The organism is Paenibacillus sp. YYML68 (genome assembly GCF_027923405.1).
GTDB lineage: Bacteria > Bacillota > Bacilli > Paenibacillales > NBRC-103111 > Paenibacillus_G.
The window spans coordinates 2553786-2580647 of sequence record NZ_BQYI01000001.1; the positions used below are offsets into that span (position 1 = coordinate 2553786).

Annotated in this window: 22 protein-coding genes and 1 pseudogene; 13 read left to right on the forward strand and 10 right to left on the reverse strand. The window is 53.5% G+C overall.

Annotation, left to right across the window (positions count from 1 at the left end; genetic code table 11):
* Positions 1–3: 3 nt before the first annotated feature.
* From PAE68_RS11730 to PAE68_RS11760, 7 genes are all read left to right on the forward strand, one after another.
* Positions 4–1218, forward strand: coding sequence for a type II secretion system F family protein (locus PAE68_RS11730; RefSeq protein WP_281887208.1), 1215 nt, complete (start codon positions 4–6; stop codon positions 1216–1218).
* Positions 1219–1378: 160 nt separating this feature from the next.
* A complete protein-coding gene (locus PAE68_RS11735; RefSeq protein ID WP_281887210.1) occupies positions 1379–1729 on the forward strand; it encodes a competence type IV pilus major pilin ComGC in 351 nt (116 codons plus the stop codon).
* A 99-nt stretch (positions 1730–1828) separates the two neighbouring features.
* Positions 1829–2653, forward strand: coding sequence for a prepilin peptidase (locus PAE68_RS11740; RefSeq protein WP_281887212.1), 825 nt, complete (start codon positions 1829–1831; stop codon positions 2651–2653).
* A 177-nt stretch (positions 2654–2830) separates the two neighbouring features.
* Positions 2831–4039: a type IV pilus biogenesis protein PilM gene (gene pilM / locus PAE68_RS11745; RefSeq protein WP_281887215.1), complete on the forward strand. Its 1209-nt coding sequence runs from the start codon at positions 2831–2833 to the stop codon at positions 4037–4039.
* On the forward strand, positions 4036–5064 hold the full coding sequence (locus PAE68_RS11750) for a hypothetical protein (protein ID WP_281887218.1): 1029 nt from the start codon (positions 4036–4038) through the stop codon (positions 5062–5064). Before pilM ends, PAE68_RS11750 begins: the two co-directional genes overlap by 4 nt.
* A gap of 64 nt (positions 5065–5128) precedes the next feature.
* Complete coding sequence (locus PAE68_RS11755; RefSeq protein WP_281887220.1) at positions 5129–5959, forward strand: hypothetical protein; 831 nt, start codon at positions 5129–5131, stop codon at positions 5957–5959.
* Between the two features lie 16 nt (positions 5960–5975).
* Entirely contained in the window at positions 5976–6644 is a 669-nt protein-coding gene (locus PAE68_RS11760) for a stalk domain-containing protein (protein ID WP_281887223.1), read from the forward strand.
* 89 nt (positions 6645–6733) lie between these two features.
* Here PAE68_RS11760 and PAE68_RS11765 read toward each other — a convergent pair whose 3' ends face one another.
* Both PAE68_RS11765 and PAE68_RS11770 read right to left on the reverse strand, forming a co-directional pair.
* Positions 6734–7219: a type IV pilus modification PilV family protein gene (locus PAE68_RS11765; RefSeq protein WP_281887226.1), complete on the reverse strand. Its 486-nt coding sequence runs from the start codon at positions 7217–7219 to the stop codon at positions 6734–6736.
* Entirely contained in the window at positions 7216–7743 is a 528-nt protein-coding gene (locus PAE68_RS11770) for a type IV pilus modification PilV family protein (protein ID WP_397379460.1), read from the reverse strand. Before PAE68_RS11770 ends, PAE68_RS11765 begins: the two co-directional genes overlap by 4 nt.
* A 92-nt stretch (positions 7744–7835) precedes the next feature.
* Here PAE68_RS11770 and PAE68_RS11775 point away from each other — a divergent pair, with 92 nt between their 5' ends.
* The gene (locus PAE68_RS11775; RefSeq protein WP_281887231.1) at positions 7836–9662 is read left to right on the forward strand and encodes a hypothetical protein; all 1827 of its coding nucleotides are present in this window, start codon (positions 7836–7838) and stop codon (positions 9660–9662) included.
* 46 nt (positions 9663–9708) lie between these two features.
* Here the strand turns inward: PAE68_RS11775 and PAE68_RS11780 are convergent, their stop codons facing one another.
* The gene (locus PAE68_RS11780; RefSeq protein ID WP_281887233.1) at positions 9709–9918 is read right to left on the reverse strand and encodes a hypothetical protein; all 210 of its coding nucleotides are present in this window, start codon (positions 9916–9918) and stop codon (positions 9709–9711) included.
* Between the two features lie 250 nt (positions 9919–10168).
* Entirely contained in the window at positions 10169–11185 is a 1017-nt protein-coding gene (locus tag PAE68_RS11785; RefSeq protein ID WP_281887236.1) for a hypothetical protein, read from the reverse strand.
* Between the two features lie 262 nt (positions 11186–11447).
* Between PAE68_RS11785 and PAE68_RS11790 the strand changes: the two genes are divergently transcribed.
* Positions 11448–11654: a hypothetical protein gene (locus tag PAE68_RS11790; RefSeq protein ID WP_281887238.1), complete on the forward strand. Its 207-nt coding sequence runs from the start codon at positions 11448–11450 to the stop codon at positions 11652–11654.
* A 116-nt stretch (positions 11655–11770) separates the two neighbouring features.
* On the opposite strand, the gene PAE68_RS11795 is transcribed toward PAE68_RS11790, so the two are convergent.
* Genes PAE68_RS11795 through PAE68_RS11815 form a run of 5 tightly spaced genes read right to left on the reverse strand, consistent with a single transcriptional unit; the run spans position 11771 to position 17141 of the window.
* Positions 11771–13372, reverse strand: coding sequence for a phytoene desaturase family protein (locus tag PAE68_RS11795; RefSeq protein WP_281887240.1), 1602 nt, complete (start codon positions 13370–13372; stop codon positions 11771–11773).
* On the reverse strand, positions 13369–14592 hold the full coding sequence (locus PAE68_RS11800; RefSeq protein WP_281887242.1) for a glycosyltransferase family 2 protein: 1224 nt from the start codon (positions 14590–14592) through the stop codon (positions 13369–13371). The genes PAE68_RS11795 and PAE68_RS11800 overlap by 4 nt, the downstream gene beginning before the upstream one ends.
* 46 nt (positions 14593–14638) lie before the next feature.
* Complete coding sequence (locus PAE68_RS11805; RefSeq protein ID WP_281887244.1) at positions 14639–15364, reverse strand: lysophospholipid acyltransferase family protein; 726 nt, start codon at positions 15362–15364, stop codon at positions 14639–14641.
* Positions 15361–16233, reverse strand: a complete 873-nt coding sequence (locus PAE68_RS11810; RefSeq protein WP_281887246.1) for a carotenoid biosynthesis protein — start codon at positions 16231–16233, stop codon at positions 15361–15363. Before PAE68_RS11810 ends, PAE68_RS11805 begins: the two co-directional genes overlap by 4 nt.
* Positions 16227–17141 carry a phytoene/squalene synthase family protein gene (locus PAE68_RS11815; RefSeq protein ID WP_281887249.1) on the reverse strand — a complete coding sequence of 305 codons (915 nt, stop codon included), beginning with the start codon at positions 17139–17141 and terminating at the stop codon, positions 16227–16229. Before PAE68_RS11815 ends, PAE68_RS11810 begins: the two co-directional genes overlap by 7 nt.
* A 189-nt stretch (positions 17142–17330) precedes the next feature.
* On the opposite strand from PAE68_RS11815, the gene PAE68_RS11820 reads away from it, so the two are divergent.
* The 4 genes from PAE68_RS11820 to PAE68_RS11835 all read left to right on the forward strand — a co-directional run bounded on the left by PAE68_RS11820 (position 17331) and on the right by PAE68_RS11835 (position 24888).
* Positions 17331–18968: a phytoene desaturase family protein gene (locus PAE68_RS11820; RefSeq protein ID WP_281887251.1), complete on the forward strand. Its 1638-nt coding sequence runs from the start codon at positions 17331–17333 to the stop codon at positions 18966–18968.
* A gap of 76 nt (positions 18969–19044) precedes the next feature.
* The gene (locus tag PAE68_RS11825; protein ID WP_281891037.1) at positions 19045–20505 is read left to right on the forward strand and encodes a phytoene desaturase family protein; all 1461 of its coding nucleotides are present in this window, start codon (positions 19045–19047) and stop codon (positions 20503–20505) included.
* A gap of 318 nt (positions 20506–20823) precedes the next feature.
* Entirely contained in the window at positions 20824–22026 is a 1203-nt protein-coding gene (locus PAE68_RS11830) for an S-layer homology domain-containing protein (RefSeq protein WP_281887253.1), read from the forward strand.
* Between the two features lie 15 nt (positions 22027–22041).
* A complete protein-coding gene (locus PAE68_RS11835) occupies positions 22042–24888 on the forward strand; it encodes a hypothetical protein (protein ID WP_281887255.1) in 2847 nt (948 codons plus the stop codon).
* 143 nt (positions 24889–25031) lie between these two features.
* On the opposite strand, the pseudogene PAE68_RS11840 reads toward PAE68_RS11835, so the two are convergent.
* Positions 25032–26383 (reverse strand): annotated as a pseudogene (locus PAE68_RS11840) (IS1380 family transposase).
* Positions 26384–26862: the final 479 nt, after the last annotated feature.

A 26862-nucleotide genomic window follows, 5' to 3' on the forward strand; every position in this document is an offset into this window, starting at 1 on the left:
ATCATGCCTAAGTTCGTATACACCGCTGTTGACGATTATGGCCGCTACTACAAAGGCTCCATAGATGCCCAGTCGTTTCAATCCGCGATGGATGAGCTGAGAGGCAAGGGGCTGTGGATACTCGATCTACTGGATCAGAGCACGAGCATTCTGCACAAGGAGCTGAAGTTCGGCGCGCCGCAGGTGAAGAGCGAGCACTTCACCGTATTCTGCCGGCAGCTGGCGACGCTGTACAAGTCTGGCATCAGCATGGTGGAAGCGGTCCGGGTGCTAAGTGAGCAGTCGGAGAGCAAGGAGTTCCGCAAAATATTAAGCGACATCTCCGACGAGATGTCGCGGGGGATGCAGTTCTCCGATGCGGCGGCCAGCTACCCGAGCGTCTTCTCTGGCATCTTCATTAATATGGTGCGTGCTGGTGAAGCGAGCGGTAATCTCGACGAGATGCTGACGCGTCTTGCGATCTTCTACGAGAAAGAGTATTACACCAAGCAAAAGGTGAAATCGGCGATGGTATACCCGGCCATAATGGCGGTCGTAACGATCATCGTCGTGATCATATTAATGACCTTCGTCGTGCCGAGGCTCGTGAGCAACTTTGAGGTGATGGGTCTTGAGCTTCCGCTGCCGACCCTCATCGTCATCGCGATCAGCGACTGGATGAAGCAGTTCTGGTATATCGTGCTTATCTCGTTATGCATCCCGCCGATTGCGCTGAAGGTGATCAAGAGCAATCCGAAGGGTGTCTATGCGCTCGATTACATCAAGCTGAAGCTTCCGGTGTTCGGCAAGCTGTGGCACAAGCAGGCGCTCTCGCGCTTCAGCCGCACGTTCTGCTCGCTGTTCGCTGCGGCGATCCCGATGCTGCAGATGATGACGATCGTATCGACCGTCGTCGGCAACGAGGTCGTCGCCAAGCTCATTCGCGACTCCCGCGAAGGCTTGCGCTCCGGTAACTCGATCGCCGAGCCATTCCGCAATTCGTGGCTGTTCCCGCCGATGGTCGTACAGATGCTGCAGGTCGGGGAACGAACAGGGGCGCTCGATACGATGCTGGAGAAGGTGGCTGACTTCTACGAGGCGGATGTCGATGCGATGGCAGACCGACTGAAGTCGCTGCTGGAGCCGATCATGATCCTGATTCTCGCCGTTATCGTCGGAGGGATCGTGCTCGCCGTCATGCTGCCGTCGTTCAAGCTGATGGAGAACATGGGAGGATAAGAGGGTTAAGGCGTAAGGCAAGAACTCCTGAGCTTCTAGCGACCCCATCCTCATGCTGCAAGCGACCGACGCTCCAACGATTCGAAGGTCAACGTTGTCTGTCCCTACGGTCCAAGTCTTCTAATCAGGAAGAACCTTAAATGTGAGAGGGGAAATTTCTATGACGAAATTCATGAACACACGCTTCAGACTGACAAAAAATCAAAAGGGTATGACGTTGATCGAGCTTATGGCGGTAGTCGTTATTCTCGGTATTCTGGCAGCAGTTGCCGGAGCAGCGGTGACAGGAAGCTTCTCGAAGTCTAAGTCGGGTACTGATGCAGCTTCGGTCAGAATTATTACTGATGCAGCTCAGCGTTATGTCATGGAAACAAATGCGACAGAAGCTCCTACTTTGGCGACATTAGTTTCGGATGGTTACCTTTCTTCCACGCCAACGGTGCAGTCGGATTCTACGAAGGCGTTCGTCATTTCGATTAACAATGGTGTCGTATCTGTAGCTATTGAGTAAACTTGATCATCACGATCAAGTAGGAATCAACAAAGGTAACCCCTCATCGGGTTACCTTTGTTACCCTTTATCTCACGCTTACGTAAAGGAGTTAGCCTGATGAGTCTGTTGCACGAGACGGTTAAGCTGTACGCATATGTCTTCCATACCTATCCGTATGCGCTTCCAGTCGTCTGCGGTCTGTTCGGCCTGCTCATCGGCAGCTTCCTGAACGTGCTAGCTCTGCGTCTTCCGACCGGCGACTCGTTCATCTACCCGCCCTCGCACTGCGTTTATTGCAAGCATCGTCTAGGAGCGCTCGATCTTGTGCCTGTGTTGAGCTATGTGGTGCTTGGCGGCAAGTGCAGATATTGCCGGACGCCGATCTCCTGGATCTACCCGTTCGGTGAGCTCATGACGGCTGTACTGTTCGCTCTGATGGCCTGGCAGCTGGGGCCAACGCCTGAGCTCCTCGTCGGTCTGTTCCTCGCGGCGGTGCTGTCGGCGATTACGGTAACGGATCTGAAGTATATGCTCATCCCTGATAAAATCATCGCCTTCGCGCTATTGCTCGGCCTCATTCTTCGTGCGTTCATCCATACGCAGCCGTTCTGGTATTATGTCGTATCGGCCTTCGCAGGAGGTGCGCTGCTGTATGCCATTGCTTGGGCTTCCGAGCGCTGGCTGCGCAAGGAAGGCATGGGAGGAGGCGACATCAAGCTGTTCGTCTTCATCGGTCTTATGTTAGGCTTCAAGCTCACCCTGCTCACGTTGTTCGCCGCATCCTTGTTCGGCTTGATTGGCGGTCTCGTCCTGCTGAGGCTCAGTAAGCAGAATCAAGAAGCCCACATTCCGTTCGGACCGTTCATTGCGCTGGGAGCGGTATTCAGCTACTTATGGGGCGAAGCTAGTATTGCGCTGTATATTCAATTCATTCTTAACTAAGGCCTCACCGCCTATCGATGAGATGAGCATTGCAATTGGCAATAGTTAAGCTACTACTTCACGTTCCTAATATGGTAGACTAGTAGTAGTTTCGCTAAAACTCGACATGATCGCATACGTTACTGTTACGGTCGGATGATGCGATTCAGGATTTGAAGAGGAAGGAGGATGTCGTTCATGCTCAACCTGTTAACAAGTGTTACTGGAATGCTCTCACCCGTCACATCCTCCTTAGGTCTTGAGATCACTGACAGTGCCATCAAGCTGACTGAGCTTCGTCTCAGTCGGACGAGGAAGCCGCTGATTGCGGCGTATCATGTAGAGAAGCTGCCAGAACGTGCGGTGGATGATGGTCGGATCGTCGATGCGTCAGCAGTCGTCAGAGCGCTCCAGACGTTAAGCGCCCGGCTGAACAAGCGGCCTCAATATGTACATATGGTGCTGCCCAGCCAGCTTATTATGGTGCGCTTCTTGAAGTTCCCGGACATTCCTCCTAAGGACCTGGCCAAATTAGTCGACTTCGAGCTGAAGCACCACATTCACTTGCCCTTCGACAAGCCGATCTATGATTTCGTGAAGCTGAATGGCGAACCCGAGCAGGAAGGCATCCGCGCCAAGCTGCGAGTTATGCGGAGCAGGCCGCTGAAGAACAAGCTGCCAGAGGTAGCCGAAGAAGACGTATTCGCGCAGGTCGCGGCTGGCAAAGAGAGCGGGGCAGCGGAGCCTCGCGGGGTTGATGCGCTGTTCAAGGAGGAGCAGCTACAGCCCGAGGAGGAGAAGCTGCAATGTGACGTGATGCTCGTGGCGGCGCCTTCCGAGCTAGTGGATTCGTATATGAGCGTCGCCCAGCAGGCAGGCTTGAAGGTGTCGAGTCTCGAGATTAAGGCGTTCTCGCTGTACCGTGTTATCGAGGAGACCCAATTTACCGATAAGCTCGGGACACTGCTTGTGCTTGATGTGAACGAGAGGATGGCGGATGTCAGCATTTTCTACAACGGGATGTTAAAAATTACGCGGACGATTCCTGTCTCGTTCGTTCAGAAGAACACGCAGGCTACGACAGAGATCGATCAGCTGTTCTCCACCTTCTCGAATCCGGATGCCGAGTTCCGCAATTCGTGCAACGATCTCGGACATGAGCTGGAGCGGTTAATGAACTTCTACAAGTATACGCTCAATAATCGCAGTCAGGAATTTACTCGGCTCGTGCTGGCAGGCGATGTCAGCCGTCTCAACGATATTGCGCACATGCTGCAGGAGCGTCTTCAGCTTCAGATTGAGCGGTTCTATTCCGATCAGCTGCAAGTCAAGAACATGTTCTTCCCTGAGCTGTTCCCTACCTATGCGGTGCCAATCGGACTCGCGCTGCGGGGGAAGTCGCTATGATGAGAAATATTAATCTTGTACCTAAGATTCCGACGATTAAACGACTGTTCGTCCCGCTGCTCGTGCTTGCGGGCTCGGTCACTGCACTGCTGGCCGCGCTCCTGCTGACGCTTCATATGTACGTTCAGAGCGGGTTGACTGATAAAGCGGCCCAGATCGATCAGCTGACGGCTAACGTTCGGGTGATGATGCAGCAGCGAACGATCGACTCGGTGACACTGGAGTATAACAAGCTGCAGAAGGAGGTTCAGCAGCTGAGTCATGATCGCTTCAACTGGATGCCCGTGATCGATCTTCTGACCTCGGAGCTTCCAGAGACGGCAAGGCTGTTATCGGTGAAAAATAAGGCGTCCGAGGAGAGCGATGCCTCTCTCGCGCAGCCGCCTGCGAATACGAAGGCAGCAGCGGGCGAGCAGCAGGTGGAGACAGTGGAGCTATTAGGCGACTTCGCAAGTCTGGAGCAGACGATGGAATACGTCGTCCGACTACAGCAGTCGGGACTCGTGAAGCGAGTCGATATCTCGACCGTTGCGAGATCAGTCGTTAATGCAGCCGGACAGCTGGTGCCTGTCGATTCCTTCAACCAATCCGGCAGCGTCGGGGGGGCTACCTCATCTAGCGGTATGGACGCCTATATTCAGTCGATGTCCAGCGCGCTGAAGCCTGCCGAGACACCGGGGGATGCGCTGCTGAACGAGCTGCGCTGGATGGTTACCAGTGAGATGGCGAAGCAGCAGCACGATGTAGAGCTTCCAGACCACCCGGTTCCGTCTGGAGCAGGCAGCACGGAGCTGCAGCGACGCATGCTGATGTCCGGGCAGTCGGCGATTACACTTGACGATATTCGCAAGGCTCAGGAGCAGCTGAATCAATTCAAGAGTCAGGCTCCTGTGATTGGTCAGACCGGACAGTCTTCGACCGGTCAGACAGGGGCGGGAGGCGCTGCACAATCTGGAGCGGTCAGTGCAAAGCCGGTATATAAATATGCGGTCACACTAATCTTGTCTGTGAGCAGTCAGAACTGACGCCATGAGCTGGCGCAGCATAGCAGAGGGCGTCAAGATCGCTTAAGCATAGGGGTATGAGCGGATGGACATGACGAGAAAGTATTTAACATATTTGAAGTCACCTTACGCAATCGTCGCTTCAACGGTAGCAGGCGGATTGCTGCTCAATTCGTATTTGGCTGCATTTCTGCTATCACCTGTATTAACGGAGCAGGCGCAGCTGAATAGTCAGCTCGATTCGCTGAACCAGCAGCAGACGATGCTACAGGCACGGCCAATTCCGGCCAAGGTGACGGATGAAGAGAAGCTGACCTTGCTCGAGCAGGTGCCCACTACTGAGGAATGGGTACGGTTCTACCTGCAGCTGCGGGATATAGAGCGAAGCTCGGGCGCCGTGATGGAGCAGATTCGATCGGGGACAGACGGCTCCGATACGAGCTCCTTGAGTGCCTTGAATGAAGCCCTGAAGTCATCTCCCGGCTCTGCGCAGAGCGGCAACCCGTCTGCAGGAGCAGGGAATGGTGCGAATGCTCCGATGGGCAGCGGCATTGCCCTGGAAGCACACAAGGTTACATTGTCGCTCGTAGGTACCTATAAGCAGAGTGTGGACTTCGTCAATGGGCTCTATCAGCTCAATCGGCTCGTTGCGTTGAACAACTGGACGCTATCCTCCGGTATATCCGAGCAAGGGGGAAGTACAACGAGTGTTGCGTCTACTCAGTCGATGCCGAATACGAAGGCAACGAGGGAGAAGGTACGTCTCACGCTGGACCTGACGGTCTACTCGGCTGGTGCTTACAAGGATAAGCTGAAGGAGCTGCCACCGCTGCAGCCGGTTCCGGTCGATAAGAGAATGGACCCGACATGGTCGGAGGAGCATTATCGAGCACTGCTCGAGACGCTGAAGCCTTAAGTAGGGAGGGAATGCCATGCGTTCGATGAGGAAACGAAAGCGCAAGCTAACCGGCATGCGGCGGGCTGCCATACTAACCGTAATATTGCTCTCATGCTCGACCGCTGCAGTATGGGCCGCAGGCGGCTTGCAGACGATTCAAGTCATGTTCGAGCGGGTACATATTGCGGTCAACGGTCAGCAGGCGAGCTTATCCAAGGATTCCATCCTGTATAACGGCTCGATCTTCGTGCCGCTTCGCAGTCTGGGTGAGATGCTGGGCGCTGAGGTGAGCTGGGACAATCTGAAGCGTACGATCAATCTGGACTTTATCGGCGCTCAGTCCGATGAGCTGAAGCAATCGTCCGAGCTTGGGATGTATCAATATGTAGCGATTACGAACACGTACATTCTACAGGACCTGATTCAAGCGATGAAGAAGACGGATACAGCCGCTATGGGCGAAATTCGTGATCGGTATGCGGTGCTTGAGCAGACGGTGCGAGATGTCGGTGATGAGGAGCTCGCCAAGAGCTTCGCGAAGATGTCGGCAGCAGTTGAGCTGCTGCGCGGCGGCTGGGCGAGCAAAAGCTTCGAGGACTACAGCATCGCCTGGACGATATTCAATACGAATGCGGAGAAGGTGAATGCGGTGCTGAAGGCGAAGCTGGACGCAGCGGCAGCGAGTACAAGTACGGGCGGATAATGTGGCAGAACGCGAAAGAGAGGCTAAGTGAGACTTAGCCTCTGTTTGCAATTATAGGGGAATTCGTTCAATCGTGCTGCCTGCTGAAACTAAGGTGTGAGCCAGGTCGGCACACGGATCGTCGTGTCGTAGTCAAGGCTCTGGCTGCGCGGCAGCTCGAAGCGGAGCTGCAGTGTCAGACTCTTGACGGGTCGTTCGGTGCCAAGATTCACGGAGGCGGCCGTGACATTCGAGATGATATAAGGGGAACCGCCTGCGCTACTCTCAATCTGCAGCTGGCGCGAAGCTGCGACATAGCGGTAACGAATCGTCTCTGTGCCTGAGGTTAAGGACAAAATAACGCCGGAGTTCGGAGACTCCTGTGCGATGATGAGGGCGTTGGAACGGATACGGTTAATCATATGATCGCTAACGTAGCGCGCCTTCTCTTGAGCCGCTTGCCGGCTCGTAATTGTGTTGAAGCTTTCGCTGCTCTGGTAGATGAGGGTGCCGATCAAGCCGAGCAGCATGGAACTGATGGTAATCGCTGCCAGTAATTCGATGATCGAGACGCCCTTTTCATTCATTTTGCTCATGGCCGCGCCTCATTTCGTTCGATATAGCTTTGCAGCGTATACGATTCACCTGTCGAAGTCAGACCGTCAACCTGCACCTGAATATGGGAGAAGTAATCGCGTACGTTGAACTGGAACGTGTTTGCCGGCTTGAGCTTGTCCTGAACCTGAAAGGATTGGCTAGCTGGAATGACGAGGTCGGTAATTGTAATACGATACTGACGGTCGGCTGCAGATGGATAGTAAATGACGGCCGGTGCAGTCGCCGCGTTGTTGTCTCGCAGGGAGGCAAGCAGCACCTGCTGACCGAAAATATTCGCGTTGCCAGTTGTCGGCAGCACGGGCTTCAGCTCCTCGATGACCGTACGTGCGACGGTCAGAGCAGCGTTCCGGTTCTCCTCGCGGTGGGAGAACTCGACATTTTTACTGAACAGCATTGTGAATGACAGCACCGCAATGGACAAGATGACAACGGCGGCCATCACTTCAATTAACGTTAAGCCGTTCTGGTTCGTTCGCTTGATCCGCTTGTAAAGCTTTAGCACCTTGTTCAATGTCGACACACCCTTTAACGATTAGGCCGTTAGTAGTATACTTCTACTATAGAATAAAATAGCCGCAGAGGGAATGGTTATTTATGAAAATGATTCGTGATCAAAAGGGCTCAGCCTTAATGCTTGTATTGTTCGTTGTGCTGGTCATCGGGTTGATGGCGACGCCGCTGCTGCTCAGCACGAACCAAGGGCTGCAGCAGTCAGTACGCAGCGAGAAGAGTGAGCATGCCAATTATGCGGCTGAATCCGGTGCGATGATTATGCGCAGAGCGCTAATCGAATCGATCGGCGTACGGGATATTGCAATGGATCAGCAGCAGATCAATCAGGTGATCCAGTCGACGAACGGTCTCAATGTGACGGTGAATGGGACGCGGCCGCAATTGAACCCGCTTGCGAATGTCACACCGGGTAAGAATCAGATTCTGTTCTCTCAGACGACGACCGCGGCGGCAGGCGAAGGGCAGCTTCGCAGAGAGAAGCAGGTGACGCTTAGCTTCCAGGTGGTCACCGCGGCAGGCAGAGCTTACGGTCCGGCGGACGGTGGAACAGGTACAGGTACTGGCATATTCGGCAAGGACGCCGTTGCGCAGAACGTCGGCAGTCAGCTTGTTTATTACGAGAAGTCCAATGGCGATGAGATTGAATATTACGCCAAGAAGGATGAGATCCCGAAGCCGGATTATACGAAGGCGTACACTATATTCTATAACAGTGTAATGAGCAAGCAGCCGAATCCATTAACAGCGCCTCTGCCGCTGGACGTATCGAAGAATGGGGTGCTCATCGAGGTGAAGGATCCTGTGACCAACGTGACCACCTCGTATGCGAGAAGTCTATTCACCTACGATAAATCGAAAGTCAAGATCATCGGCGATCTTATCGTGGATGGCAAGCTAGAGTTCGACAAGTGGATCGATGACGTAGAGATTACGGGCAATCTGATCGTCAATGGCGATATTGTGTTCAAGGAATCGATTAATAAGTTCAAGGTGGGCAAAAGCATGATCGCCTCCGGCAGCATCACGATGTCTAAAAGCGTGGCATCCTGGACGATCGGCGAGCAAATGAGCAGTGAGAAAGGAATCGCGTTCAATGATGCGCTCGATACAGCTAGTATTGGCGGTTCGATACGTGCAGGTGAAGGCGATATCAGCTTCAAATATATCAAAAGCTTGACGTTGGAGAACGGAAATATATCATCCTCGAAAGGCAATATCAAGTTTGAAGGCGATGTGACTAGTCTCAACTTGAAGAACGGCTCGATTATCGCGGAAGACAGCATTAAGTTCGAGAATATTACATCAGCCTCCATCAAGGGCAGCATCAGTGCGATGCAGACGGTAACGTTCGCCAAGCAGGTCGGCAATCTGACGCTAACGGGTTCCGGCTCGATCATCGGGAAGAAGCTGGACATTCCGGGGTATATTACGAAGATTGATATGAGCGGTAGTATGTCTAGTAATACGGAGATTAAATTCGACGGTATTGGCAATCTGAAGGTCGGTGGTTCGATGTATGCTGATGATAAGATCAGCTTCGGTGAATATATAACGAATGTTCAGGTTGGCGGTAATGTGATCTCAGACAAGATCGATTTCAATAAGACGATCGGAACCTTGAACGTTGGCGACGGTCTCTACGCGCAGGAGAAGATAGACTTCCCCTACTTGCATTCGTTGACGGTGAAGAGCTTCGTCGGCTCTAATGATAAAATTACGTTCGATGGCAACTTCGGAACGAATCCGAAGCTGGGTGGGATCACGACAGCAGATCACGTGTTCTTCAAAGGCTACTACGCGCCGGAGCAGAGCTTCGTTGAGATCGACTACTGGCCACCGGGTACGGTAGGCAGTGAGACCGGCGGAACGGGTCCTTCGATCACGATAACGGGCTGGACCGCCAAGTAGTTGAGAGGTCTGGCGGTCAGCTCGCAGCTTGTCGTAGACACGGGACCTACTCAGGAAGCTGAATCTCAACTAGTGGCGACAGCTGCTCGGCGAAGTATAAGGCTACGACCATGAGACTGGTGCCGAGCAGGCCGCCCATGACGAGGTAGAAGCCCATGCTTGTGATCCATGGCATCCTCTGCTGCGCCCACGGCGCATAAGACAGCAGGACGAGCAGCATCGAGCTGCCGAACAGAATCAGTACGAGGGGCAGCATGTACGATATCGGAAGCCAGGTAACGGCTTGAAGCAGTTCAGCGATAGCAAGTCACCTCTTCGCATATTCGATCTATAGGATAGCTTCCGTTGCGACGAGGGGCATGTCACATCAGCTGCGCTCTAGCCTCTATTGTACCTTGAATATGGGAGTACGGGAACGGGGTAATCGAAATAATGAGGGGAGCAACAAGCTCGCTTCCCTCTCATGCGATCGTCACCATCCGCTACAACCATTCGCATCTAGTTAATCAATGTTCATTTTTTATTAAATCCTCATATACTTGACTTAAACATCGGACGTCCTCGTCTATGACTGAATCCCAGCCTTCAACAATTTTAGCTAGAATCGTGTAGTTGTTCGTAATTCGTAGCTTGATCATAAGATTTCGAGTAGTCAACATTCTTTTTTCCAAGCTTTCCATTTCCATGGTGCTTGTCTCGCTAATCTCAATTCCTTGTTGCTGGAAATATCTCAATCGTTCTACCCATAACTTTTTATGCTCCCATAATAAATGTATAGGTCTAACATCTACTTTCTTCGTGCGATCCAGCATCTTCTCCAAATATTGCTTGACTATATTATAGCACTCCAGCCCAACAACTAGAGGCTCACATGAAGCAGCACTTCGACTAGGGTATATCGTCCCGTCTGATGCCATATATGATTCAAGAGATCTTCTGATATATGGAAGGTCTAATTCATCCTTAACATGGGGAACATACTTGAATAGCTTGATCATCGTCTTGTAGACTGGGGAATCATCGTTATATTCAAAAGCCAGTTCAACATCTGAGAATGAAATGGTTTTCGCACTATAATGACCGTCTGCGTACCCGAGAATATGAAATATGCGTTCCGTTTCATTGAAGCCATATACTAAAAATGCAGCCCAATAGTGGTACTTCTGATAAGACGGCTCAAAAGGACAATAGAAATGATTGAGAAAAACGTTCGGATAGTAGCCTTGTTGAACGGACTCAATTAAGAACGGAACAATACCTCGATTAAAGTGTTTAACATATGTACTGCTCATTCGGAGATAATCCAAATGAGGGCAGTTGAAATAAATATGTTTATTGTGTAGAAAATTAAAGCCGACATCACCCTTAACCGGATATTGGATCTCGCATTCCAATTGTACGAAGTTCGAATATAGCCAAGTCGAATACGCATTGCTTTGTGAGATGACGGTTAATGGTGAAGCGTGATGTTCGTAGGACATGATAGGTGCTGCCCCAATAGGTAAAAGGTGTTCGTGGTTCACAAGCTTCCTCTCCTTTGTGGTCTGGTTTGCCTAAGCCTCAGTGCTTGTCCGTCACCTCCACTCCAAAATACGTATACATGCGATTCGTACTACGATGGTATGAATGGTTGCACTTGCAAGTAAAATGATTACATTATTGTTGGTTGTCTGTCAAGACTGCACAACATAGTTGAGAAATCTGTGTATGTTTCCATGGGGAACAGGAGACAATAGATGCAGTAAAAAAACAGAACAAAATTAAGCTGTGGGGGGGAGTTGCGGCATGGACTTTACGAGCCAAGATATTGCCGTTATCGAACAAGCCTTGCAATTCGCGATTAAGTCCCAACATGATGCGAATAAAGTGCAGTCGTATCAGGAAGTGTTGACGAAGCTGAGAACGAATGCAAGCGAAGCGATGAAGTCGGCGGCTTATTCGTTGCAGGATGGCTTCCGATTCGATTACGATGACTCGTCGGATTTGCAATAAGAGCAACTCGTTTTCTTCATGTTCAAAAAGACCTGGTTCAAGCACGCTCGTCAGGAAGCGTTGCTGGAATCAGGTCTTTTTTTTCGCTTGCGGGCGTGTGGGAGGGAGTGTTCAGGCTACAAGGAGCCTGCTCGGTGACGCCTTGCGATCAGCTCCGCGGCCCGCAAGCCGCTGATCGTCACCATCGGCGTACCGCCTCCCGGATGTACGGTGCCTCCGGCGTAATACAAGCCGCTTAGCTGCCGATCCTTCAGGCTAGGGCGCATGAACGCGGACCGCGCATCATGTGAGGCGGCGCCGTACAGCGCCCCGGCGTAGGAGCCGCTTAACCGCTCGAGATATTCTGGACCGTAGCTCGCTTCGGCTTCGATGCGAGAGGACAGGTCGGGCGAGCCCCATAGCGTGGACAGTCGGGCAACCAGCTTGTCACGATACGCAGCATGCCGATCCAGAATCGACTTGCCATAGACCGGGTCTGCGGCGAGCAGCGACGAGGCGGAGCGTTCGCCGCGGAGCACAGCAGGCTGAGCCGCGGGGACGTTCACGAGTGCGTAGATGTTGCGGTATGCGCCATTGCCTGCTCGCTCCGGTTCGGTAACAGCCGAGCAGCAGATGTAGATGGCTGGATCAGTAGGCCATTCGTGGTGCTCGAATATATCGGTAAATTCTGATCCGTAGGAGTCAGGGTAATACAGAGTGTGGTGGTCAAGACCCGGGATGTCACCCTTCACTGAGAGCAGTGACAGGAAGCCAGAGCTCGATAGAGCGGCTGGCCTTGGCGCTGGCTTGCTTGCCGACCTCGTGAGCTTGCGCAGTACATGGGCATCGTTCGAGTCGGTCTTGTCGAGGCTGTCAGCTAGTAGCGTCTGCGTCGTGTAATAATCACAGTTCGAGACGACGATGTCGGCTTCCCAGAGCTCGCCTTGCGCGACTACGCCTCGAATGCGCTTGCCATCATGTACGATACGCTCCACCGCTGCACCCGTAACGACCCGAACACCGAGCTCACCAGCCAGCCGCTCCAGCGCCTCGATCAGCTTGCTATTGCCGCCGCGAATGTAGTAGACGCCTCGCACGAGTTCGAGGTACGCGATCATCGACAGCGTAGCCGGAGCACGGAACGGAGACGAGCCGACATAGGTCGCGTATCGATTCATCATCGCCAGCAGTCGCGGGTCGCGGAAGTAGCGTCGATGGAAGGCATCCATCCGAGTAAGCGGATGAACGCGCAGCATGGACAGCCCGAGAGAAGGCGAGTGGAATTCCGACAGCTCGGCGAACGATCGGGTGAAGAACTCGCGCTCTGAGATCTTGTACATCTTCTCGACCTCGCCTAAGAATCGCTTGAAGCCGAGCTGATCGTCACGGGAGAACGACGCGAGCTGCTCCTCCATACGATCCGGGTCGGCGCTTAGGTTGATCGTCGTGCCGTCTGCGAATACGTTGCGGCTATTCACAGGCAGCTGGATGAATTCAAGACCGGAGGACGTTCCCGCCTTGCGGAACACCTCCTCGAATATCCACGGCATCGTAATTGTCGATGGTCCGAAGTCGAACGTGCTCGAGCCGAGCTGGACGGCATGCAGCTTACCGCCAAGCGTATGATGCTGCTCCAGGATCGTAACGCGGAAGCCATACACGGCGAGCATGCAAGCTGTTGTCAGTCCGCCGATGCCGCCGCCTATGACAAGGATGTGTTTGTTCGATTGTTCGCTCATAGCTTAATGTTTCTTCCTTTCCACATGTAGCCTTGGCCGCTTACGGAGCCGTACCAGGAGCGGATAGCGAGCATCGCGAGCAGCAAGAAGCTGACAGGCGCGAGCAGCCACCAGCCGCCTCGGACGCCGAAGCGTCGATCTGTCATGAAGCGCTGTGCAGCTGCGAGCAGCCAGGCTAGCAGGGCGAGCGCGACTGCAGCCGCACCGCTGCCGTACGCCGCAGGAGCGGCGAGCGCGTAAGCGAGCAGCAGCGGCGGACTCATGTAGCAGAGCGCGTAGAAGCTCAGCAGTATGATCAGGAGCACGGTCGAGCGTCCGAGACCGGCGTAGATGTTCTTGGCGAAGCCGCTCCAGACGTCGGCGGGCTTCGTATACATTTCGCAGGCCACATGGTTCGTAATGTCGACCAGCAGCGGCCTATGGCGAGCCGCCTTCACGGCCTTGGCCATCTCCATATCCTCGATGATCGAGTCACGGAAGCGGGCATGACCACCGATCGCAGCATACGCCTCGCGGTGATACAGCATGAACGCTCCGTGCGCGGCCATGAAGCGCGGATCGGACGATCTGCGGACGAGCGCCAGCGGAAGGTGCAGGGCAATGACGAAGAACAGCATCGGCAGCACGAGCATGCCCATCGCATGGCTAGCGATGACGCGAGGGAAGCCGGTCACGAGTCCCGCTTGAGTCCGCATTCCTTCTTGGACCAGGCTGCGCAGCATGTCCGGCTGATGGACGGTGTCCGCATCGGTGAACAGCAGCCATTCGCCGCGCGCCTCCTGCGAGAGCTGGTGGCAGGCGAAGCACTTGCCGACCCAGTCGTCTGGTAAGGGTGACCCGTGAAGGAGCCGTAGCCGCGGGTACCGCATGCGCAAGCACTCCAGCAGCTCTAGGGTACGGTCATCAGATCGGTCATCGAGGCAGATGACCTCGTAGTGCGGATATTGCTGCTGCAGTAAGCTCTCGAGGCAGCGCTCGATGTTGGTCTCCTCGTTGCGGGCTGGAACGAGCACGGAGACGAACGGCAGACTGCTGTCTAGTTCTGCGGCGTCTCTATGCGGACGCGGCCAGAAGCGTAGGTTCACGAGCACCCATAGCGTGAGCACCCCGAGCACGAGCACCTGCATGAGCTGGAGGGCGAGGAGGAGTGTGGCGAATTCATCTCCGTTCTCTCCAGACGGACTCGATAGCGATGGCAGCTCCTTCATTACTAGCAGCATGAGCGGTTACTTCCTTTCATTCATACATGATTGGTACGGTGTGAGCTTATTGTGACCTTGAACGGTTGAAGATGCGGGTGAACTGCTCGGATATGGAGCTGGCGCCGCCAGCAAGCCTCGTGAATCCCGTCAGTTGTCCGTCGATGATAGACCGCTTAAGCTGGTCGAGCTGGCAGGTGACCGCTGCCTCGATTGCAGCCGTCCGTTCGTTACGGGTGAGCGGCAGAGCATCGAGCTTCAGCGGCGCACCGAATTCGACGAATACGTGCGGCCGCTGATCGAGCAGGAAGTCGTAGGATATCGTGATTGGAACGAGCTGCACGGCGGGAAGCCGATCGAGCAGGAAGCCGACGCCAGGGAGGAAGCCGAGCGGCCGTACGTCCTGATGACGAATGTCTCCTTGGGGGAACAGCCATAGCGCGGCCTTCGGGCGTCGTAGCAGCTCCTCACAATAAGCGAGGGAAGTACGGACACCAGAGGCCGAGCTACGATCAATCGAGAATGCGCCGAGCTTGCGGAAAAAACGAAACTGACGCAGCCCCTGCTCCGACATCATGACGTAGGCATCTTGATGAATGAGACATCGATTCGCTTGAAAGGCGATTAATCCATCCCACCAGCTGCTGTGGTTGGCCACATACAGCGTCGGAAGCTCGGTGTGCACCTCTGGATGCAGCCTCACGCTCACTTCACTGAAGGAACGGCGCAGCAGCAGCCTGTTGTATGTGGAGAAGAGCGCTTCGAAGGAAGCGCTCTTGTTCGCCTGAATCATGCGAACGCCTCCTTATCCCAGCGCCGCCATATGAATAAGATGCCGAGCAGACCGATATTAATGGCAACGGCCCACCATAGTCCACTTTGCGCTGCGAGTGTTAAGAAGAGCGACTCCAGCGTCAGCAGCAGCATGAGCGGGACGAATGGTCCGGATTGGCTTGGCTGCTCTCGATGATCCACATACTCATCATGCAAGTAGTTAACGATATTAATGATCAGCAGGGCGGTGAGCCACCAGCAGATGAAGTTGCTGAGCGGAATGTCGTAGAACGTCACATTCCACGGGGCGAGCTGATCGCCGCTCCAGCTCCAGTACCGCTGCTGCGCCGCCACTGGATCGAGCAGCAGATCGATTGCTGTCACCATACTGGCTGTCCAGAGTGCTGGCAGCCAGAAGCTGCGCCGCTTTTGCCTCGCGCGCTGACGCTTCATGGTAGACAGCTCTGGTGACATTTTCTCCGATAATCGCAGACCTCGACGGGCCTCCTTCGATTGCGGGACAGGCGCGAACGCCTTCGCTATGATGAGCAGCATGCACCAGGCGAACGGAATTGCGAGCGGCACCCCGAAGACGAGCGGGGCGAACGATGCTCCGTACTCATACGGACCGAACCAGTGGCCGGTATGGACGCCGATCCATTCGGCCGCATACGAGACGCTCGCACAGATGACGAACAGAAGGAGTGCCTGACGCGCTCCATATTTGCGGGTATACCAGACGAGCGCCGTTGCGCCGCCGATGATCAGATAGAAGCCATTCGCCCATGCCAGCCACTTCGGCAGCAGCCCTCCGCTTACGAGCACATATCCGCAAGCAAACCAGATTGCGTACAGCACCGACAGTCGGAACAGCCATTGATTTACCATGGGACCTCATTCCCGCACTTGCTGTTGATCATGCTAGCCATTGCCGGCTTGCGCCACGTATTCGCCTGCGTGAGCAGCGACAATAGAATGCTGACCTTCTTCAGGTTCGACACTCGTATGCGCTTCGAGAACACATCTCCGCCGCTCTCTTTGCTTTCCACTAATATTTGTCTATAAATGAGTCCAGCTGCTCCGAGCGAAAGTCTGCTGTCTCGTGGATAATACAGCTGCGCCGACAATCCGTCCTCATATTCACGCTCTGCCCACGCGGCCAAATGGTCGAAGAGCGGCTTCCAGCCAGGCGCCTTCATCCCAAGGGCAATGTCCGCCTCGCTGTAGCCGTACTGGCGCATGAGCTGCTGTGGAAGATAAACACGTCCCCGTTCGAAGTCTTCCTTCACATCCCGCAGTACGTTCGTAATTTGCATCGCAATGCCGAGGCGTTCCGCCTTGCGCACCATCTCTGGCGTACGGAACGGGGACAAGATCGGCAGCAGCATGAGGCCGACTGTTCCTGCCACGAGTCTGCAATATTGCTCCAGCTCTTCAACTGTTTCGTAGCGTACCTTTGTCAAATCTTGACGTTGACCGGCGATCATGTCGCGGAACGGCTGCTCCTCCATCGCATAAGTCTCGAACACATGCGCAAGCGCCAGCCAGTGGGGATGAGGGTCAGGCTGACCGGCCAGCATGCGATCGAACGCTTGCTCGAAGCCATCGACGAGCACATCGGAATGGGCATGGGAATTATCGACTAGATCGTCCACCGTACGGCAGAAGGCATAGACCGCCCAGACGGCGTTGCGCTTCGGCTCAGGCAGAACGGAGAACGCTCGATAGAAGCTGGAGGAATGTGTGATGACGACTTGCTCGCATATTTCATAAGCGGTCTGGAGCTTAGGATTCATGTTGGCTCACCTCGAATAAATAGTGTGATGCTGCATATCTGTGTACAAACATTATACAATTTTAACGTACATCTATCTTTTTCGGCGGAATAAGTTTATACTAACATTATACAAGATCAAGTTGCAAGCGTTAATTATACGCTGTACATGTCATCGCTGTGATGCTTATAGGAAGAAAGGGTGATCGCCTTGCGTAGTTCACGTATTGTCATTATCGGCGCCGGTCCGGGCGGATTGTCCGCTGCGATGCTGCTTGCAGCCAAGGGGTATTCGGTCGACGTACTGGAGCAGCACCATGAGGTCGGGGGTCGTACGTCACCACTCCAGCTTGGCCCCTATACATTCGACCGAGGACCGACATTCCTCAATATGCCTCATATCTTGGAGGACGTATTTAAGGAGGCCGGGCGTTCGGTTCACGATTATGTCACCTTGAAGCAGCTTGACCCTATGTACCGTCTGTTATTCGATGACGCTCCCTTCTATATATATAAGGACCGTGGACAAATGATACGGGAAATTGGACAAATGTTTCCGGGCAATGAGGACGGCTATGTGAAGTTCATGGAACGCGAGGGCAAGAAGCTGGCCGCACTAACGCCTGTCCTGCAAAACAAGCATGACTCGCTCCTCGACTACTTGCGTCCGAAGTTTCTGAAGGCGCTGCCTCAGCTCACTGTAGGCCGTACGCTGTATGACTGCTTGTCTGACTACTTCGACGATGAGCGGCTTCGGCTTGCCTTCACGTTCCAGGCTAAATATCTCGGGATGTCGCCGTGGGATTGTCCGGGCGCGTTCTCGATTTTGTCGTATATGGAGCATGAATATGGGATTAGTCACCCGATCGGGGGCGTGCACAAAATTACAGAGGCGATGGCAGACGTGGTGCGCGAGTATGGCGGCCGCATTCATCTGGGCAGAGGCGTGAAGCAGCTTGTGCTCGCCGGGCGGAAGGTGAAGGGTGTTCTGACGAATGACGGAGACGTGATCGAGGCGGATGAGGTGATCGTGAATGCGGATTTCGCGCATGCGATCACGAAGCTGGTCGAGCCGGGCACACTTCGCCGCACTAGCAGCTGGACTGCTGAGCGGCTCGCCCGCAAGTCGTATTCGTGCTCAACCTTCATGCTGTATCTCGGCTTGAACCGGACGTACGACCAGCCTCATCATACGATCATGATGCCAGCTGACTACAAGCGCAATGTGGAAGAGATCTCAAGGCTGAAGGTGCTGTCCGACGATCCTTCGATCTATGTGCAGAACGCCTCGGTTACCGATCCGACGCTCGCACCACCTGGGCATTCAGCGCTCTATGTGCTCGCTCCAGTGCCGAATAACTTCAGCGGCATCGACTGGGAGCGTGAGAAGCACAGCTTCAGAGATAAGGTGCTCGACAAGGTAGAGCGATTGGCTGGGTTCGAGGGGCTGCGTCACCATATTGAAGCAGAGCATATGATCACACCGCTCGATTGGGAGCACAAGCATCGCATCTATCAAGGGGCAACGTTCAATCTGGCGCATAATCTGGGACAAATGCTGTATTTCCGCCCGCACAATCGGTTCGACGAGCTGGACGGCTGCTGGCTCGTAGGCGGCGGCACGCATCCGGGCAGCGGTCTGCCTACCATCATGGAGTCGGCGCGCATAACGGCTAGAGGCATCGCGGCGAAGTACGATGGCGAGCGTGTGCCGGTCGTAACAATGGCAAGCAGCGTGCAGCCCGCTAAGTCGGTCAGAACCGCCAGCAGCCAGCAGGTAGCCAAGTCTTCCTTCGCGGAATCCATCCAAACTGTTGAAGCGTCGAAGGAGGCGGGACTACGTGGCTAATCCGGATATAAGGCAGGCGGGAAGCCAAGAGGCGACCAAGTCGGGCTTCAGCTCTGCTGACGACGTAAAGAGGCGGATCGCCATTGTCGGCGGCGGTGTCGGGGGGCTGACGGCAGCGCTGCTGCTGACTAATCGTGGATATAAGGTCGATCTATTCGAGAAGCAGTCTCGCCTCGGCGGTCGTCTTGCTTATGAGGAGGAAGGTCCGTTTCGCATTGACCAGGGCCCGACAATCGTGCTGCTGCCGGACATGATCCGTGACGTACTCGGTGAGGCGGGTGTGGATGTATCCCGGCTGGAGCTACTGCCGTGCGACCCGCTGTATCGTATTCATTACCCGGACGGCACGCTGTTCGAGAAGCGGCGTGACCCGCTTGAGAATGCATATGAGGTCGAGCGGGTATTTCCCGGTGAAGGCAAGTCGTTCCTCATGTACATGGAGGCGATGAAGCACCGCTTCGAGCAGGGGAAGGCGAGGTTTCTGGAGCGAGATTTTGTCCGTAAGAGCGACTTCTGGAAGCCTGGCAACGTCAGCGCCCTGCTGCGTCTGAAGGCCTATCGCAGCGTATACGGCGACACCTCCGCGTTCTTCCGGTCGCCCCGTCTGCGCGAGGCGTATTCGTTCCAGACGCTGTATATTGGGGGCAGCCCGCTCGCTACGCCTGCTCTGTATTCGCTCATCCCTTACTCCGAGCATGCACATGGCATCTGGTATGTGAAGGGCGGCTATGCTGGACTCGTGCAGCTGCTGGAGGAGGAGCTGCTCGCACGAGGTGCGGTTATCCGTACGGGAACGGCGGTCGAGCGGATCGTGACGGATAATGGCACCTGCAAGGGGCTAGTGGTCGGTGGAGAGAGGCTTGCCTATGAGCATGTTGTGTTGAACGGAGATTTTCCGCTGAACCAATCGTTACTCGACTCGCACGTTGCTGTGGACCGCGGCCATTCCCGCAGCTATAAGCCGTCCTCGGGCTGCCTCTTGCTCTATCTCGGTCTCAATCGAACGTACCGGAGCGCGTCGGTGCACCAATTCTTCTTCGCCGATTCGTATCAGGAGCTGGCACAGGACGTATTCAGTCGGCAGCAGCTGCCTCGTGATCCGTATATGTACGTGTTCCACCCGTCGCTAGTTGATACTTCACTAGCGCCGGAGGGTCACAGTGTGATGTACGTGCTGGTGCCGGTTCCGTCGGGAGAGAGCATCGATTGGGCTGAGGCCAAAGCCGCCTTCGTCGACAAGGTGCTCCAGCGTCTAGAATCGAGAGGCTTCCCGGACCTGCGCTCCTCCATTGTGTGGCAGCGGGTTCGCACACCCGAGGATGCGGCAGTGGACGGTCTCTACGGCGGCGGCAGCTTCGGCATCGCCCCAACGCTCGGCCAATCTGGCGTCTTCCGCCCGCAGGTGGCGCCCTACGGCGTGAAGGGCTTGTACGCCGTCGGGGCGTCGGTGCATCCGGGCGGCGGCGTGCCGATCGTCATGCAGGGTGCGAAGCTGCTTGCCGATTATATCGAGCGGGCCAGCGGTGCCTCGGCTTAGAGTGGGTGAAGGGCTGAAGTGGAAGCAAAGCTTACAGCTTTGAGAATAGTTGCCATGAGTCGCGTTTTATGAGAAAATAGAAGCAATATGTTGAATCGCGTGTGTGAACTGTCGGAGGAAGCACCTCCCTAAGCACTGTAGCTTATTTGCTACGGTGATTAGGGAGGTTTTTGTTTTTCGTGATAGGAAGGATTAGGAATTGGAAGAAAACAATTGAAGGTAATTGGGGGATCTACTAAAATATTGTCGATGGTTGTTGTTCGATATTGAGAAGATGAATGTAGGTTAGCGATGACTATACATGAGGAGCGATACGAGATGAATAGGATGAACGTGTTGAAATGTACAGCTGCCTTGATGATCTGTTGCGCGATGGGGATGGGGGGAAGTGTATCGCAGCCTGTCCATTCGGCTACGGCACTGTTCGGAGATGTGAGTGGTCATTGGGCGGAGTCAGGTATACGGAATGCACTCGAGCTTCGCATCGTCGACGGCTACCCGGACGGATCGTTCCGCCCAGATGCGTCGGTGACACGTGCGGAGTTCATTAAGATGGCAGCGCAGGCGCTGAAGCTGCCGATTGGGAAGGCTGGCGAAGGTGCGGATTGGTATAAGGCGTATGTAGCCGCAACGGAGGAGGCCGGGATTAGCCACAGCAGCGACTTCAACGGCGGGGACTTGAATGCGCCGATTAGTCGCTTGGAGATGGCGCGGATCGCGGCGAGGTCGGTGGAAAGCGGGCTCCAGGTGAAGGAGTACAACCCTGAGGATCATCTCATTATGTATCTTGCGACGAAGACCGGGTTGATTCAAGGGATGGCAAGGGGCGACCTGGCGCTGGAGGCCGCGACGACGCGTGCGCAATCTGTGACGATCATCGATCGGATTCTGCGAGTGAAGAACGGTGAGAAGCTCGAGGTCGATAAGTACGCGCTGGCTAATGCGGAGCTCGCTCATCTGAAGACGAATATATTTACGGTCATGCCGGACATATTCGGAGGAATCCAGTACAACAAGTGGGATACGTCGAAGATGGTGATGGAGACACCGGACGGCTTGTATAAAGGCTCGGTGGATCGGATTATTGCGATCGACTTCGAGGATCCGAATGATCCGAATTTGAATCTGCTGGGGGATGTTAATGAGCTGCTGTGGTGGGGGGCGGGGGATAGGTTTCATTATGTGAGGGACAATCGGAAGAGCTATGGAATCGTGTTTGAAAGGAGTTTGGAGTACAACAAAGATACGTCTAAATACGGAACCGGACATGGAGGTCCACCAATCATGTATGTGAGTGGTATTAATGCACCAGATGATACTGCGTTAAGTGAAGGTGTTTTAAACACACGTGCGAGGCTGTTTAAGCCAGACGGTACGTCTGCTAATGCAGTTATTATACCGAAAGATGGATTGAGTACACGACGATTAATGTCAATTGAAATTCACGCTCCTGCAATACCTCCTAATCGCACACATGCACAAGATATCGTTACCGTGATTTCACCCTTCTATGTGAAATAACAGGATGGAGCGAGCATGATGAATAACGTGCTGAGAAGAATCGTTGTCCATTTGTGCTTGACCTTGATGATCACGGGCCTGATCCCGTTAGATTACATTGTCGAGCGACTTATAAACTCTGCTCAAGCTGCTGGGGAAACAACAAAAGAATATGACCTCAATTATGGGGGAGTCGCCCAAGCCGGGTATCAAGGATATTATTCAGCTCAAGCTACGCTACAGGGCGACGCGAGGCCGATTGCAGATATACAGGGCATCAGTGGGATGAAAATTAAACAGGTAGAGCTCATACGGGATAACCAGCCGGCTGGTACTCTAACTACACCTATTGGATACGGCAGCTGGTGGGGGCCAGTCGATGTAAATAGTCTGATTATTGATGTTGCTTCTGAAGAAAACGATAAAACACCAACCTACTTTGCCTGGTATCGATACAGTCAATCCAGCCCGGAGAAGAGGTGGTATGCCAATGAAGGGAAGCCCACCGATCCGAAGCTATGCGGCTCTGCGACGAAGGACGAGTACAATATGCCCAAGGTTCCGGGCTGTTCTGCAATCGTGACATTCAACGTGTCGAGGACGCAGCCATATAAGACAGTAGTCGGAGATACGGAGATTAGTAGTACTGTTGTAGAGGTTACAGGCTTTAGCACGCCTAATGTTAGAAAAGACATTGATGTTAACGGACCTGAAGGAACAAAAGGAATCAGCGAAGGAACATCGGGCCCTAACCGCATCTACAACCCCCGCTTGAAAAAGAACGGGGACAGCACGGAATCGTTCACCATAGAATATGAGCAAGACTTTATGGCTTATCCAACAAGCGAACCCGGACCCAATCCAGCCATCAAAAATCTAGCTGCTTCTGGCGCGAAGCTCATGGTCTACTTTGGCAGCTTCGACTTCGATATTTACGGCAAGACGTACAAGTATCCGAACAGGGTCCGCGTTACCTATGAACCAGAGGTTAATCCAAAGCCGAACCTGGGCGGGATCTCGGTGGTGGAGAAGGTATGTGTGCCGAGGGGCGTTTCGCAGAGCTATTCGTTCTCGTTTACCAACGACGGGACGACGGATGTAACGACTCCGTTCAAGACGGAGGTTCGGATCGATGGATCTGTAATCAGAACGTTCAACTATAGCGGACTCGCGGTCGGCGCGAAGAAGACGGAATCGTTCTCGCATACGATCTACTCCGATCAATCCGTTACAATCAGCATCGATAAGCTTCCGAGCGAGACGAATCATGCCGATAATGTGATGACGTTCCATGTGAAGCCCCAAGCTACGTGCGAGCCTGGCGGCGGTGGCGGTAATCCTCCTCCCGGACCTGAGGTCATTACTGGCACATTAGAGGTCGAGAAGCCAACCGTTAAGTATGGCGAGCTGAACTACACGTGGCTGCGCAACGTGACCGTATCGGGCGGGAACAGCTGCAGCTTGGCGACAGGTACGATCATCTACTCGCAGAGCGGTCACAGCAAGTCGTACAAGCTGGACAAGTCTGGGACGTTCTCGAGTCAATTCGTTGCAAGTCCATATAACGGCGTCTCGACGGGTCAGGTGACGGTGCAGTATGACATCACCACGACCTGCGGCTCGAAGAAGACGTTCGGGCCGGGTAGCTTCGTCGTCGTCTCAGACCCAGACAACCATCCTCCGGAGTTCGAGCCTTCCTGGTTTTATTCCTACTATTACAACGGTTACGCAGACAAAGCGCAGGTCGTAACAGTTGGGGAAATGGTCAGTCTCGGACCGGTTACACGGCCGAAGATCGAGGCACTTGGTGATAACGGTACGCCCTATGACCCGGACGGTGATACGATTCAATATTACTGGGACTTTGCAGGAAGTAGCAGCTCGTGGATTCGTTGGCTGGGTGATGAGAGAGAGGGTAGAGGATTATATCCCTATGATACCTCCTTCAACGGCATTAGAGCGACCGAGCTCGGTACACATACGATCATGGTTACTGCCTTTGACGGTAGAGGAGGTACCTCTGGGCCCAAATCGGTCACCTTGGTCGTCAGAGAGGAGAACCCTGATCCAATCATTACGCTGCCGCCTAAGGTGGTGGAAGGACGTCCCTATACTCCCGACATTAGCTGTGCAAACAGCCAGAGCCCACATAGGGACAGGTGGATCGCCAGCTGCGATTGGCACGGGACGAAGCTACCCCTCTATCCGACAGCAGGGGACTACCCGATTAAGCTCGATGTGACAGATAACACGGGCTTGCGCTCGAAGGAGCCGGCTCACGCCATACTGAACGTTCTGCCGGATCTGCCTCCTGACATCTTGCTTGAGCAGCCGAATTACGGAATTCGGAACAAGGAGCTTTCATTCCGAGATCTATCCAAGAGCCCGGACGGTGATCCCATTAAGAAGCACACGATAACGCTCGCATATGATTCCAACAACAACGGCTCCTACGATGACGAAACGCCGCTAAGCATGCCGCTCAATGCGCAAGGGTACTTCAAGTACACGGCGACACAGGTGGGTAAGTATCGGATCAGGATTTATATGGAGGAAGCTACGCCTATGGCGAAGTGGGCACAGAAGGACTTCATCTTTGAGATCGTTAACGATGCGCCCGAAGCCTCCTTCTACATCGAGGGGGATAACTACAAACCACCTAAGATTGAAACAAAGCAAATTTCTTCGGCAGATTTACTTGGTGCGGCTTGGAAAAGCTCAAGCACTTACCAAATGTCCGAAATGAAAGGTTATGTATATAACCAGGCGGAAAATGCTATTGAAACTCCAACTCCTAATTATAGTCAGTACCGCGCCGTTACAGGAGATGACTTTAAAAAGATTGGCAAGTATTGGTACTGTAATAACTGCGTGAATCCGTGACAGCCCGCTCGTGACTGTAGGGAAATGGTAAAAGCATCAAGGTAATGAGCATTTCAATTGAACTTCCTCGCGTGGACAAAAAAAGCACATGTTGAAACACGCCTACGCGTGAAGGCGTATACACCCCTATTAAACATTGAGTCTCAAGTGGTTAGGATGGTGAGATACACACGTCGCAACGTTTGAAACCAAGGACTGTGCGTTCCAAATGCGAATTTGACTTGCCTAGCATGTCTTACGAGTCGTGAAGCATGGTAGATCATATTCTGAATGACCGTGCGAATCCGTCTGCGGCCAACATTGTTTCGAATCGGAGAGTCGGGAATCTGCAGACTGAGTTGCCCCATCAAGCGAAGCATATTGTATGCGAACACGCCCGCATGCAATATGAGATTGTTGGTTGCAAACTTGCCAGCGGGCAAGCGTTCCAGATCAAGGTCTGTCTTGATCTCACTGTGGTACTGTTCACTGGTGCCGTGATCGCGATACAGTTCAATGACCCGCCAAGCCGAGCAACGCAAGGAAGTCCAGTACACCTCGACCTCGATCTCAGGAACGAGGAAGATTTGACCTTCACGGCTTATGGTTCGTTCGATGACACGAAACACTTGACGCAGCGGCTCGTCAAATCCTTGTTCACGAATGAGCATCGACCCGATGTATACCTTCTTTCCTTCGCGTTCTTCGCAGCATATGCCCAGATCTTGTGCGAACAAGAGCCACGTCTCCTTTGGATCTCTTCGCAGATTTTTCTTGATGATGTAATCGGCACGAGTTTCTTGAGTGTGACAGACCTTCAGATTCGCCAAGCAGTCGTTGCCTGCATCCATTCGAACAAGGAGCGGACGGTCTGTGACTCGGCGTGCATATTGAATGCTGGCCTTCAAAAATTCATCCGTGTTCTTCTGGCAATGCACGCTGCCCTCACGCAGTTCCACATGGACGCCGTAGCCCTCTTTGCCCAAGTAAGAGAAGATCGGAGCAAAACCATCATGGCCTTTGTAGGTGCGAGATACGCCTTCTTTTTCGTGCGGGAGTTGTCAAAGGGAGACACATCGATATCGAGCGGCAACAACGTAGTCCGTTCCTTCTCGCCCAGGACAAGAAGATCAACACCCGTAAGCGGGGCGGCCACTCGGCGTAACAGGTCCGCCGACTCTTCCAGCACAATATCTTTCCATATCGACGAACCCGCCATATCTAAGCGCTGGCGCAAGGTTGGACTAGATGGAACATCGCGAATGTCAAGACTGATGCTGAACGCATCGTCTTGCCGGAATGGCTCAATATGATCAAAGTCGCTCTTGCCTTGGCAGAGCAGACCCAAGTAGCTTTTCATCACATCAGCATTCGAGATATCTGGATTCGGGTTCTCGGGCAATACCGTTTTATTCAAACGTGCACCGAGATTAGTCTTTGCTAGCAAAGCTCCAATAGCGGTTAACCCGGTATGTGTGGTTAAGTACTCATTAGATTGGACGAATTCGAACTTCAAGCCAATCACCCCATTGGTGAAAGTATTGGATCGTTATAATCCTTTAATTTCGACACAAAATCTTGGATTCCCTCTATTTTTCTCTTGTTTTCATATTCTTTTATCACGGATTCACGAACTGGTATTACGACTCTTGCTCTGATATTCGTAAAATGATTAACCCCGTTCTATTTAACAATGGACGTTCGACGTTCACTAATATTCTACGAGAAAGCATCAGCCCTATTTGGAATCGTGCTAGTGGTGGCGCTAATGAAAATCAATTCTTTATAGAGGGCATCGACAATGAGAACGATTTAATTTGGATTAGGGCGGATAACTTTTGTACTTGTAACAGTTCTAGTACTCCGATCGTTATAGACGATGTAGTCTTTCGAATCTCAGACCTTGAGCGAGATGCTCTAGAGGGGAAGTCTGCTTGGAGCGCTACAGCTAAGGCGATACCGGTTTACAGAAAACAACATCGCTTCGAGTACCCG